Source organism: Methylobacterium sp. 1030 (assembly GCF_040544715.1).
Classification (GTDB): Bacteria; Pseudomonadota; Alphaproteobacteria; order Rhizobiales; family Beijerinckiaceae; genus Methylobacterium.
The window spans coordinates 302191-314742 of the sequence record NZ_JBEPKM010000002.1 but is presented as its reverse complement, the minus strand read 5'-3'; the positions used below and the strand labels follow the sequence as shown (position 1 = coordinate 314742).

11 protein-coding genes are annotated in these 12552 nt (G+C 72.6%); 5 read left to right on the top strand and 6 right to left on the bottom strand.

Features of this window, described 5'->3' with window-relative positions; all coding sequences use genetic code 11:
• Positions 1-33: 33 nt before the first annotated feature.
• The 5 genes from ABIC30_RS03900 (at position 34) to ABIC30_RS03880 (ending at position 6594) form a co-directional block, all read left to right on the top strand.
• Positions 34-1170, top strand: a complete 1137-nt coding sequence (locus tag ABIC30_RS03900; RefSeq protein WP_020091549.1) for a glycosyltransferase family 4 protein — start codon at positions 34-36, stop codon at positions 1168-1170.
• Complete coding sequence (locus tag ABIC30_RS03895) at positions 1151-2407, top strand: glycosyltransferase family 4 protein (protein ID WP_020091548.1); 1257 nt, start codon at positions 1151-1153, stop codon at positions 2405-2407. Before ABIC30_RS03900 ends, ABIC30_RS03895 begins: the two co-directional genes overlap by 20 nt.
• 110 nt (positions 2408-2517) lie before the next feature.
• Entirely contained in the window at positions 2518-3741 is a 1224-nt protein-coding gene (locus tag ABIC30_RS03890; RefSeq protein WP_026604684.1) for a glycosyltransferase family 4 protein, read from the top strand.
• A complete protein-coding gene (locus ABIC30_RS03885) occupies positions 3738-5249 on the top strand; it encodes a lipopolysaccharide biosynthesis protein (protein ID WP_020091546.1) in 1512 nt (503 codons plus the stop codon). The genes ABIC30_RS03890 and ABIC30_RS03885 overlap by 4 nt, the downstream gene beginning before the upstream one ends.
• A 100-nt stretch (positions 5250-5349) precedes the next feature.
• Positions 5350-6594, top strand: a complete 1245-nt coding sequence (locus tag ABIC30_RS03880) for an O-antigen ligase family protein (RefSeq protein WP_020091545.1) — start codon at positions 5350-5352, stop codon at positions 6592-6594.
• Between the two features lie 38 nt (positions 6595-6632).
• Here ABIC30_RS03880 and ABIC30_RS03875 read toward each other — a convergent pair whose 3' ends face one another.
• From ABIC30_RS03875 to ABIC30_RS03850, 6 genes are all read right to left on the bottom strand, one after another.
• Positions 6633-8114: an aldehyde dehydrogenase gene (locus tag ABIC30_RS03875; protein ID WP_020091544.1), complete on the bottom strand. Its 1482-nt coding sequence runs from the start codon at positions 8112-8114 to the stop codon at positions 6633-6635.
• 68 nt (positions 8115-8182) lie between these two features.
• Positions 8183-9166: a GDP-mannose 4,6-dehydratase gene (gmd, locus tag ABIC30_RS03870; protein ID WP_020091543.1), complete on the bottom strand. Its 984-nt coding sequence runs from the start codon at positions 9164-9166 to the stop codon at positions 8183-8185.
• A 176-nt stretch (positions 9167-9342) separates the two neighbouring features.
• A complete protein-coding gene (locus ABIC30_RS03865) occupies positions 9343-10269 on the bottom strand; it encodes an acyltransferase domain-containing protein (protein WP_020091542.1) in 927 nt (308 codons plus the stop codon).
• Positions 10266-10925: a malonate decarboxylase holo-[acyl-carrier-protein] synthase gene (gene mdcG / locus ABIC30_RS03860; protein ID WP_020091541.1), complete on the bottom strand. Its 660-nt coding sequence runs from the start codon at positions 10923-10925 to the stop codon at positions 10266-10268. Before mdcG ends, ABIC30_RS03865 begins: the two co-directional genes overlap by 4 nt.
• Entirely contained in the window at positions 10918-11634 is a 717-nt protein-coding gene (gene mdcE, locus ABIC30_RS03855) for a biotin-independent malonate decarboxylase subunit gamma (RefSeq protein ID WP_020091540.1), read from the bottom strand. The genes mdcG and mdcE overlap by 8 nt, the downstream gene beginning before the upstream one ends.
• Positions 11621-12550 (bottom strand): biotin-independent malonate decarboxylase subunit beta, encoded by a 930-nt coding sequence (locus ABIC30_RS03850; protein ID WP_020091539.1) that lies wholly within the window; start codon positions 12548-12550, stop codon positions 11621-11623. Before ABIC30_RS03850 ends, mdcE begins: the two co-directional genes overlap by 14 nt.
• Between the last annotated feature and the right edge of the window lie 2 nt (positions 12551-12552).

The window sequence follows — 12552 nt, the reverse complement described above, 5'->3', positions numbered from 1 at the left end:
TCCCCCTTCCCGTTCGGAGCCGCCAGACCCGCCATGCCGCGCGTCCTCGTCAACATGCCGAGCCAGCATGCCGGTCGGCCGTCGGGCGTCGCGCTCGTCGCCTTCCGGGTGATCGCCGGCCTGGTCGCGCGCGGCACCTTCGCGGTGGTGCTCCGCTCCCCGTGGCGCCGCGACCAGCTGCCGGCGTCGATCCGCGACCGCGTCGAGGTCGTGACGGTGCCGCGGCCGCGGATCATGCTGCTCGACGTCCTGCGCCAGTGCCTCGCCGTCCCGCGGCTGTGCCGCGCCCGCGCCATCGACGTCGTGCTGAACATCGACCCGTACGGGGCGGCCTTCGGCGGCCGCGTCCGCGTCAGCGTGGTGCACGACCTGTATTTCCGCACGCTGCCCGAGCGCGTCCGCTCCCGCGAGGCCCTGACCACCGACCCGATCTTCCGCCTGGTCCTCGGCAACAGCGCCCGGGTAATCGCCGTCTCGGACGCGACACGGCGCGATCTGGAGTACCATTACCCGCGGCTCCGCGGCCGGACGCGCACCGTGCCGTCCGCGGCCATGCTGGACCCATCAGTGGCTTGTTCCGTCGCCGAAGTCCCGGCGGGGCCGTACGTGCTGGCCGTCGGCAACGCCCTCTACAACAAGAACTTCGCGACCCTTGCGCGCGCCGTGGTCGCGCTCGGGAGGCCGGGGATCGGGATCGTCCACGTCGGCGAGGATTCCGACGAGGCCGTCGCCGCCGCAATCGGCGACGCGCCGATCCCCCTGACCCGCCTGTCGGGCATCGGCGACGACAGGCTGGCGGCCCTCTATCGCGGCGCGCTGTGCCTGTGCGTCCCGTCCTTCGCCGAGGGATTCTGCCTGCCCGTTCTGGAGGCGCAGGCCCTTGACTGTCCCGTGATCTGCTCGGACCGCTCCGCGACGCCCGAGATCGCGGGAGCCGGCGCCCTCACCTTCGATCCCGCCGACGCGGCGGCGCTGACCGAGTGCCTGCGCCGCCTGCTGGACGAGCCCAATCTCAGGGACACGCTGATCGCCCGCGGCCGCGACAATGTCCGGCGCTACGACTGGGCCGAGACCGCCCGCCGCTACGAGACACTGCTGCTCGACGCGCTTCAAGACGGCGCGGCGGCGCGTTCCGCCCGGGAGGTGCCGCATGCGCATCCTGCACCTTAGCTCCCTCTACGCACCCGAGCAGGTCGGCGGCGCCGAACTGATGGTCGAGACGCTCGCCCGGACCCAGGCGGATCTCGGCCACAGCGTCGCCGTTGCCTGCGCGGCGCGGACCGAGGGCGGACCGGTCCTGCAGGACGGCGTCACGGTTTACCGGATCGGCTACGGGACGCCGTTCCACATCCTCGATTGGCCGCAGCGCGGGCGGGTCGAGCGCCTCCGCTACAAGGTCGCGGCGCAGTGGAACCGCCACGCCGTCGACCGGATGGAGCGGGCGGTCCGGGACTACGCCCCCGACCTCGTGAACACGCATTCCATCTCCGAGCTACCGCCGGCGCTCTGGCCGATGCTCCGGCGGCTCCGGGTGCCGGTCGTGCACACGCTGCACGACTTCACCAGCCTCTGCACCAACGGCGCGATGGTGCGCCACGGGCGTCCCTGCGCCCGGCAGCATCTCAAGTGCCGCCTCTACGCCGCGCCGCACCGGCGCTGCCAGCGCGCCGTGACGGCAGTCGCCGCCGTGGGCTCGGACATCCTCGACCGCCACCTCGCCGCCGGCCTCTTCGCTCATGTGCCGCCGTCGCTGCGCCGGGTGATCTGGAACCCCATCCCGCCCGGCTCGCCGGTGACGCGGGCGAAGCGGGCGCCCGGCGCGCCGGTCCGGTTCGGCTATCTGGGCCGGATCGAGGGCGCAAAGGGCCTCGACGTCCTCCTCGAGGCCTGCCGGCGCCTGCCGGAAACCGGCTGGCACCTCGCCGTCGCGGGCCGTGCCGTGGACGGGCTGGACCGCTACCGTGCCCTGGCCGAGGGCCTGCCCGTCACCTTCCCGGGCTACGCGGAGCGCGACGCCTTCCTCGACGATCTCGACTGCCTCGTGGTCCCGCCGATCTGGCCCGAGCCCTTCGGCCGGACGGTGGCAGAGGCCTACGGGCGCGGCGTCCCGGTGATCGGCACCGCGACCGGCGGCATCGGCGAGCAGGTCGGGTCCGGCCCCTGGCTGGTCCCGCCCGGCGACGCGCCGGCGCTCGCCGCCGCGATGGCCCGGATCATCGCGGAGCCGGCCCGTCTCGCCGAGGGGCTCGCCCGCGCCGCACGCATCCGCGCCGGCACCGATCCGGTCGCTGTGGCGACCGCCTATCTCGATCTCTACGCCGCGACCCGCGACGCGGCCTCCATCGAACCGCTTCCCGAGCCTTCCGCCCGCGCGGAGCGCCCGCACCTCAGCGAGTGCCGTTCATGATGACCCCCACCCTGTCGTCGAGCTACGCCCGGGTCCTCTCGGAGGAACCCCGCGCCCAGGACCGGGACCGCCCGAGGGATCAGGCGGCCGCGCGCGCGGTGACCGGCCCCCTGCGGATCCTGCATCTCAGCGCCCTCTACCCGCCCTACATCGTGGGCGGCGCCGAGCGCTCGGTGGAGCACCTCGCCGAGGAACTCGTCGCGGCCGGCCACACGGTGGCGGCGGCCTGCATCGCCCGGGAGCCCGAGCCCAAGAGCGTGCGGGGCGGCGTCACCGTCTACCGCATGGCCCACCACAACGATTTCTGGCTCGAGGACTGGCCCCAGGCGAGCCGCTTCGGCCGCGCCTGGGCGAAGCTCAAGCAGCAGTGGAATTTCGCCGTCGCGGCCGAGTTCGGCCGCGTCCTCGACGATTTCCGGCCCGACATCGTGAACACGCACTCGCTGCTCGACGTCTCGACTCTCGTCTGGCGCGAGGCGGCCAAGCGCGGGATCCCGATCGTCCACACGGTCTGCGAGTACGACCTGATCTGCGGCAACGCCGCGATGTTCAGGGACGGCAAGCCGTGCGACCGCTGGCACCTGGGCTGCAAGGTGGTCAACGCCGCCAAGCAGATCACGAACCGGTCGGTGGACGCGGTCGTCAGCGTCGGGACCGAGATCCTCAAGACCCATGTCGGCCACGGGTTGTTCGCGCATCTCGCGCCCGAGCGGCGCCGGGTGATCTTCTATTCCTGCACCGTCCCAGAGGGCGACCCGGAGGCCAGGCGCCGGATCGACCGGACCGGCCAGCCGATGACCTTCGGCTATCTCGGCCGGATCAACAACGAGAAGGGGGTCGGCACGATGATCGACGCCTTCCGGCGGATCGGTCCCGGCGATTGGCGCTGCCTCGTCGCCGGCCACGCGATGGACGACTCGATCGAGCGGTTCAAGGCGCAGGCCGAGGGCCTGCCCATCGACTTCGTCGGCTGGGCGAAACCCGCCGAGTTCCTCAGCGCGATCGACGTGCTCATCGTCCCGTCGTTCTGGGCCGAGCCGTCGCCGCGGACGATCTACGAGGCCTACACGATGGGCGTTCCGGTGATCGGGGCGGGCTCGGGCGGCATCCCCGAGCTGATCGGCGAGGACAATGCCGACTGGCTGTTCACGCCGGGCGACGACGCCGACCTCGCCGCACGGCTGCGGACCGTGATCGCCCGCGGCCGCGGTGACCTGCCGGACGAGCGCGCCTTCCAGCACGTCATCCGCGAATCGACCTCGGAGCGCGTCGCCGAGAAGTACCTCGATCTCTACGCCGAACTCGTTGCCGAGCGTCGGGCGAGCCGCCCGTGAGCGCCGCCGCGCCGGTCCTGTCGGAGGCGGCCGCCGCCGAGGAGGAGCCGGGGCTCGCCTCCGGCGCCGCGGTGACGCGGCGCTCGTTCGACGCCGCGCGCTGGGTGGCGGTGGCCTCGGTCGGCAACGTGGTCCTCAGCTTCGGGGTGTTCCTCGTGCTCGCCCGCCTCATCGGGCCCGCCGAGTTCGGGATGGTGGCGATCGCCGCGGTCTTCATCGACATCCTGCAGATCGTCGCGCGCTGCGGCCTGCCCGACGCGGTGGTCCAGCGCGCCGACCTCGACGAGGACTTCGCCGCCACCGCCTTCTGGGTGATGCTCGCCACGGGTGTCCTGTGCGCCGTGGGCCTCGTGGCCCTGGCCGGCCCGATCGCCTGGATCTTCGACCTGCCAGCGCTGCGGCCGGTCCTGTGCGCGCTCTCCGCCTGTTTCGTCATCACCGCAGCGGGTGCGATCCACGAAGCGCGGCTCCAGCGGAGCTTCGGGTTCCGCAAGCTCGCCCTGCGGGCGCTCGGCGCCAACGTGCTCGGCGGCGCCGCGGCCCTCGTGCTGGCCCTCGACGGCTACGGCGTCTGGAGCCTGGTGGTGCAGCGGCTCGTCGCCGCGACCGCGACCACGCTCCTGACCTGGGCGGCGGCCCGCTGGATTCCGCCGCTGCGGCTGCATCTCGCCTCCGTGCGCGAGCAGATCGCGTTCGGCTCGCGGCTGTTCTGCACCTATCTGCTGCTCGTCGCCTCGATCCGGAGCCAGGAAGTCATCGCGGCCTACTTCCTGTCCGCCACCGATGTCGGCTACCTGCGCCTCGCGTGGCGCTGCATCGACCTCGTGAGCCAGGTCGCGGTCATCCCGCTGACCACGGTCGGGCTGACCACCTACGCGCGCCTCCAGGACCGTCCGGGCGAGCTGGCCGCGGCCTTCCACGGATTCACCGAGGCCTCGGCCTTCCTGGCCGTGCCCGCCTTCTTCGGCATGGCGGCCGTCGCCCCGACCCTCATCCCGTTCCTGTTCGGCGACCAGTGGCACGACGCGGCGCCGGTGCTGCGGACGCTCGCGCTCCTCGCCCCGGAATTCGTCGCCACCTCGATGCTGTGGATGATCTTCACGGCCCTGGGCCGCAACGGCACGGCCCTGCGGCTCGCCGGCGCGCAGTTCGGCCTCGGCGCCGCGGCGGCCCTCGTCACCGCGCCCTTCGGCCTCGCCGCACTGGTCGCCGGGCACGTGGTGCGGGCCTACCTGTTCACGCCCGCGATCGTCGCCAGCGTCGGGCGCGTCGTCCCGGTCACGAACGGGCGGCTCGTGCGGCTCCTCGCGCCGATCACGCTCTGCGCCGGCGCGATGGCCGGGCTGGTGCTGCTCGTCCAGGGGCCGATCCACGCCGCCCTCGGGGACCGGGTCGGCCTGTTCGCGGCGGTCGGAATCGGGATCGCGGCCTATCTGGGCCTCGCCTGGATCTTCATGCGCGGCACGCTCCGCACGGCCGTCGGCCTGGTCCTGAGACGCCCCGCCTGATCTGCACCCTCCGCCAACCTTTGTGGGCGACACTGCCCGCTAGAGGCCGCGGCCGGCGGAGCGTTCATCGGCGGCCGATGCGCGGGGACGGTGCAGGGTGATGGCGGGACAGGCGTTGCCGATCGAGACGCGTGCGCCGGCCGCGTCCCTCCTCGCGGACCGCGTCGCCGTGTTCCTGCTCGGCGCCGCCCTGAACTTCAACGTCCTGACCTCGACCTTCGGGCTGCCGTTCCAGCGCCTGTCCGACCTGCTGCCGTTCCTGCTCATCCCCTGGCTCGGGTTGCGCCGCGCCGTCGTCGCGGAGGCACTGCGGCAGGCCGCGCCCCTCGCCGGCATCCTGGCGCTGATCGCGGCCTCGTTGGTGCTGAAGGCCCACAAGCAGGCGGGCGACGTCTACCTGACCCTCGTCCTGCTGCTCTACGTGGTCCAGGCGTTCATCCTGCTGGTGATGTTCCGCGACCGGCGCGTCGAGGACGCATTCTGCGTCGGCCTGCTCGCCGGAATGCTCGCCTCCCTCGCGGTCCTGCTGCTCGCCGCCTCCGGCATGCCGCTCGACCGGTTCGGACTCGCCGTTCCCACGGACGGGCTCGACGAGGAGCTGAAGCTGTTCGTGCAGGACAAGCAGGGCGGCCTCTGGGCCTCCGGCAACGAGACCGGCCACGTCTTCGCCCTGGCCGGGGCCGCGGCCCTGCTGCTCAGCCTGCGCTATCGCCTGAAGATCGTCTATCTCGCCTACTTCGCGGCCCTCCTGGCGAGCTTCCCGTTCACCAACAACCGCGCCGGCCTGTTCATGCCGATCCTGTTCCTCGGCCTGCTGATGCGGCGGAACCTCAAGGCGCCCGCGGTGCTGGCCGCGCTCGGCGTCCTGGGCGTCCTGCTCGTGGCCTGGGCGGTGACGGGGGAGATCCCGCTGCCGGGGACGCTGTCCCAGGCGATCGAGCGGCGCTTCGCCGAGGACCACAACGTCACGGGCAATTTCGACGAGCGGTTCCTGTCCGGCGTGACCGCGCTCCAGCTGGTCCTCGAGTACCCGTTCGGCGTCGGCGAGGTCGCCCGCCGGGAGGAGCTGCAGGCCCTGACCGGGCTCGTGACACCACACAACGGCTTCGTGTCGCTGGCACTCCAGAGCGGCATCGCCGCGGCGCTGCTGCTCGTCGCCGGCCTCGGGCGGATCCTGCTGGCGCCCGCCGCCTTCGGGCCGTTCCTGACCTACAGCGCGGTGTTCCTGATCCCGTCGCTCATGTTCGAGGAACTGTCGGTCAACCAGTACTTCCTCTTCTTCATGGGCTTCGTCCTGGCATCCCTCGCGCTGCCACCGGACCGCGCCCAATCGACCCCGGATTAGGGACCGCGCCGCCACGGATCGCGGCGCGGCCCGCGGGCTCAGCGCATGACGAAGGGGTTCTCCGGGGCGTCGCGGCTCGTGGAGATCCAGACGCTCTTGGTCTCCAGGTACTCGCGGATCGACTCGATGCCGCTCTCGCGGCCGATGCCCGAGCGCTTCATGCCGCCGAACGGCATCATGTAGCTCACCGCCCGGTAAGTGTTCACCCAGACGGTGCCGGCCCGCAGACCCTTCGACATGCGCATCGCGCGGCCGATATCCTGGGTCCAGACACCCGCCGCGAGCCCGTAGATCACGTCGTTGCCGACCCTCAGCGCCTCGGCCTCGTCCTCGAAGCCGATGATCGACAGCACCGGGCCGAACACCTCCTCCTGGGCGATGCGCATGTCGTTGGTGACGCCCGTGAAGATCGTCGGCTCGACGAACTGGCCGCCGAGCACGCCGGGTCCGGAGGCGGGGTTGCCGCCGAAGACGCAGCGCGCGCCCTCGCTCTTGGCGAGCGCGATGTAGTCGAGCACCTTCGTGTACTGGGGCGGCGTCGTGATCGGCCCGATATTGGTGTCGGCCTGCATCGGGTCGCCGAGCTTGGCGGTGCGGGCCAGCTCGATCAGGCGCTCGGTGAATTCCTGGCGGATGCTGTTCTGCACCAGCAGGCGCGAGCCGGCGATGCAGGTCTGCCCGGTGGCCGCGAAGATGCCCGAGATCGCCCCCGCGGCGGCGGCCTTCAGGTCGGCATCGGCGAAGACGATGTTGGGCGATTTCCCGCCTAGCTCCAGGGAGACGCGCTTGATCTGCCGGGCGGCGGCCTCGTAGACTTTCGCGCCGGTGACGTCCGAGCCCGTGAAGGTGATCTTGGCGACGTCGGGATGCTCGACGATGGCGGTGCCGGCCTCGCCGCCGTAGCCGGTGACGACGTTGAACATGCCGTCGGGCAGCCCGGCCTCCTTGGTCAGGCGGGCGAATTCCAGCGTGCTCGCGGAGGCGAACTCGGACGGCTTCACCACGACCGCGCAGCCCGCCGCGAGCGCGGGCGCGCATTTCCAGGCGACGAACAGGAGCGGCGAGTTCCACGCCGTCAGCGCCCCGACCACGCCTACGGGCTCGTGCCGGGTGAACGCGAAGGTCTCGGGCTTGTCGATCGGCACCTGCGCGCCCTCGACCTTGTCGGCGAGCCCCGCGTAGTACCACCACCATTCCGGCTGGTAGCGGGTCTGGCCGTACATCTCGGCGAAGAGCTTGCCGTTGTCGCGGACCTCGATCTCGGCCAGCGCCTTGGCCTCGCGCTCGACGAGATCGCCGATCCGGCGCAGGACCTTGCCGCGGGCCGAGGCCGTCATGATCGCCCAGGGTCCGTCCCACATGGCGCGCTTGGCCGCGGCTACCGCCCGGTCGACGTCGGCGCGCCCAGCGCGCGGGATCCGCGCCCAGGGCTCGCCGCGATAGGGGTCGATGGACTCGAACCACGAGCCCTCGACCGGATCGACGGACTGGCCGTCGATGTAGAGCTGGTAGGTCTTCACGGCGCGCCTCTCCGTCCGGGGATGCGCGCCATATGGATCCGGAGCCCGCTCGCGGCGAGCCCGACGGCTCAGGCGTTGGCGCTGAGGCGCTTGATGTCGGCGTCGACCATCTCGGTGATCAGCGCCTCGAGGCTGGTCTCGGCCTCCCAGCCGAACGTCGCCTTGGCCTTGGCGGGGTTGCCCAGCAGCACCTCGACCTCCGCCGGCCGGAACAGCGCCGGGTCGACGATCAGGTGGTCGTCCACCTTCAGGCCGACATGCTTGAACGCGATCTCGCACATGTCCCGCACGGTCGTGGTCCGGCCGGTGGCGATCACGTAATCGTCCGGGCGGTCCTGCTGCAGCATCAGCCACATCGCCTGCACGTAGTCCCGGGCGTGGCCCCAGTCGCGCTTGGCGTCGATGTTGCCCAACCGCAGCTCCTTCTGCTTCCCGAGCTTGATCCGCGCCACCGCGTCGGTGACCTTGCGGGTGACGAACTCGACGCCGCGCAGCGGGCTCTCGTGGTTGAACAGGATGCCGTTCGACGCGTGCAGCCCGAAGCTCTCGCGGTAGTTGATGGTCATCCAGTGCGCGTACAGCTTGGCCACGCCGTAGGGCGAACGCGGGTAGAACGGCGTCGACTCGCTCTGCTTGGCCTCCTGGATCAGGCCGAACATCTCCGAGGTCGAGGCCTGGTAGTAGCGCGCCTGGGGCGCCGCCGAGCGCAGGCATTCCAGCATGTGCACCGCGCCGAGGCCGGTCACCTGCCCGGTGAGCAGCGGCTGCTGCCAGGACGAGGTCACGAACGACTGGGCGGCGAGGTTGTAGATCTCGTCGGGCTTCGTGGCCTGGACGATGCGCAGCAGGGCGGACTGGTCGAGCAGGTTGCCGTCGACCAGCTCGACGTCGTCGGTGATGCCGAGCCACTTCAACCGGTGGTCGAAGACTCCGGCGTGGCTGGAGCGCCGCACGATGCCGGTGACGGCGTAGCCCTTCTGCAGGAGCAGCTGCGCCAGATACGCGCCGTCCTGGCCCGTCACACCCGTGATCAGCGCTCGCTTGGCCGTCATGAACCCGTCCCGTCCCGAAGATGCCCGGCTGCTACGACCGCAACGGGCCGCGCGTCAAGGCGATGTGTCGACATCAGTATTGCGCCAAGCAAGCGGAGCCGGAGCGGCACATCGCCAGACTAGCGTCGCAACTCGACAGCCATCTGCAATGGTCATGCGGCCCCAGTGCGGCACGGCTAAGGTCGCGCGAGCCAGTCCGCCACGCCGTCGAGCGAGCGGAATTCCTCGACGGCGTGGACGCGCGCCGCCGGGAGGGCGGCCCGGGCCATGGTGGCGAGGGCGTGGCCCGGCCCGAGCTCGAGGACGCGGTCCGCGCCGTACTCGCGGCACGCCTCCAGGCAGGCGGCCCAGTCGATCGTGCGCGAGATCTGGAGGGCCAGCTTCCCGCGACCCTCGGCATCCCGAAACACCGTGCTCCCGTCCAGCCCGCTGAGCAGCCGGGGCGCTCCGGGCGGCGGGCGGCGCGGCGGCACCGCGGCGAGCGCGTCCCGGAATGCGACCGTCGCGGCGTCGAGCAGGGGCGTGTGCGACGGCGTGTGAACGGGCAGGACCACGGCGCGCTGCGCGCCCGCGCCGGTCGCCTCCCGGCACAGCACCTCCAGCGCCGCGCGCGGACCGCCGACGACGCCGCTGTCGGCCGCGTTGCGGATGGCGAGGTGACAGCCGTGGCGCGCCGCGAGATCCGCGAGCCTGTCGAGGCTCAGGCCGCGGACGCCCGCCAGCCCGAACCCCGCGCCGGAGGCGGCATCCATGGCCTCCGCGCGCCGCGCGGCCAGGGCGAGGACGTCCGCAGGATCGAGGCGTCCGGCCACGCCCCAGGCGGCGAGATCGCCGATGCTGTACCCGGCCACGATCGACCGGTCCGGCATCGCCCCGACCAGGGCCCGCCACGCCGCCAGGGCGGCGACGCAGCACAGGATCTGGCCGGTCCGATTGGCGGTCAGGGTGTCGCCGCCGGCGCGCGCCAGGTCGCGCGGGTCGGCGCCGTCGAGGAGCGGTCTGGCGGCCGCGAACACGTCCTGGGCGGCTGGATGATCGGCCGTCAGGTCGAACATCGCCGGGTGCTGGCCGCCCTGGCCGGAGAGGAGGATCGCGAGGGTCATGCCGGGGGCGCGCCCCTCAGGCCCGCGACCGGCCGCAGGACCAGCCGGTCCAGGCTCTTGGCGAGCACCGAGCCGTCCTCCGGCGCGTCGCGCAGCTCGCGCCAGTGCAGGTCGGCGCCGTCCGGCAACTGGATCTCGCCGTCGATGCCCATCGGCGCCGTCTCCGCCGCGGCGGCGATGCCGTCGAGAAGGTTGACCGGCACCGGTGGTGGGCACGGCCAGAGCAGGTCGAGATCGGAGCTGGCGCTCAGGTAGGTTAGGCCGGTGACCGCCTGCCAGAGCAGGCTGCCGAAGGGGCGCGGCACGAGGCCGTGCCGCCGGCCGAGCGCCGTCAGGGCGTCGAGGCTCGGGCCCCAGGCCGCCGGCGCGCGAGTGGCGGCCTGGGCGAGGGTCACCACCGGTGCGGGCGCCAGCGCCGATGCCGGCAGCGCTAGCCCGATCCGCCGCTTGCCGTCCGCGGGCGGCAGCGGCAGGCCGAGCGGCACCGCGTCGCCGGTCTCTCCGGGGACGCGGCGGCGGACGATCAGCGGCCGGCCCGCAGCGGCCCAGCCGTCGAGATGGGGGACGGCGCCGAGGTCGGGCCGGTCCGCGCGCCACGCCGCCCAGGCCGCCGGATCGACCCGGACGAGGTCGTGGCGTCGGAACGGCTCAGCCAAGACGGGCTTGGTCGGCCACGGCCGCCGCGACGGTGCGGGCGACCGGGCGACCGCCTCGCTCGGCGCCCAGCCGGTCGCGGATATCCTCCGCCGGCAGGGTATCGATCACCGCGCGGATCTGGCCCTCCAGGGACAGGTCCGGGTTTAGAACCACGTGGACGGCGCCGGTCGCCACCATGTTGTCGAGGCCGGGCGCGAAGACGGGCGTCGACTTCGCCATGTCCTTCAGCGTGTCGAGCGGCAGCTTGGTCACCCGGGCGACGGACGGCAGGTCCATCACGCTCGGGTTCGCCCCGGGCAGGGCCGCGAGGACCCGCGTCGCGAGGGCCGTGGCGATGAAGGCGCCGGCGGCCGAGTGGCCATAGATCAACCCGATCGTCGGATGGCCCGCCCGGTCCGCGAGGAGCAGCGCCTTGGCGAGATGCGCGAGGCACTCGTTGAGACCCAGCAACTCGTCGCGGCGGCTCATGCGCTGGCTGTCGGAATCCACCGCCACGAGGATCGGCGCGCGGTCGCCAACCCGGACGGCGTCGAGCACGGCGCGCGACAGGACCAGCGCCCCGTCGACGCCCAGGGGCGTGTCGCCGTCGACGCCGACCACGTGCATCCGGCCGTCCGCGAAGGGGCCGGTCCCGGTCACGAGGCCGTCGCGCACCGCCACCGCGTGTCCTCGCGGGAACAGGGAGGCGAGGATCTCAGCGAGCGTCATGGTCGGCCTCCGGGCTCCGGGCCACGGTCTCGTCGAAGGCGGGCGTGTCCATCGCCGGCACCGCGTCGGGATCGTTCACGCCGAGGCGCGCCCAGACCTCGGTGGCGTCGCGGCAATCGCCGAATCGCTCGATCCGGGCCTTCAGGCGCGCCTGCTCGGCGTCCAAGGTCGCCAGATCGAAGGCCGGCGCTCGGCCGACGAGGTCGCGGGCGGCCGCGCGGAAGGCCGCGACCGTGTCGGCGCAGAAGGCGTCGGCGCCCCCGATCAGACGACGGTGCTTGCCACCCATGGTCCGCCAGACCAGAGCGCGGTCGCGGGAATCGAACTCCTCGGCGCCCTTGTTGGTCTCGATCACCTCGGGGCCGGAGACCGAGATGCGCCCGCTCTCCGACACGGCGAGCCGCGAGCAGGTGCCGGCGATGAGGCCGCCGCCGCCGTAGCAGCCGGCCCGCCCGCCGATCAGCCCGACGACCGGGATGCCGGCCGCGCGGACGTCGACGATGGCCCGCATGGTCTCGGCGATGGCCGTCTCGCCGGCATTGGCCTCCTGAAGGCGGACGCCGCCGGTGTCGAACAAGATAAGGACCGCCTTCGGCTTCAGCTCCAGGGCCGCGCGGAGCAGGCCGACCAGCTTGCCGCCGTGCACCTCGCCGAAGGCGCCGCCCATGAAGCGGCCCTCCTGGGCGGCGACCAGGACCGGGTCGCCGTCGAGGCGCGCGCTCCCGACCACGATACCGTCGTCGAAGGCGCGGGGCAGGTCGAAGAGCGGCAGGTGCGGGCTCATCCGCCGCTCGGTTGGCGGCAGGAACTCGCGGAAGCTTCCCGGATCGGTGAGCGCCAGCACGCGCTGGCGGGCGGTGGCCTCGTACCAGCTCAGGGCGTCCGGATCGAAGCGCGCGGCGCGGTCGGCAGCCATGG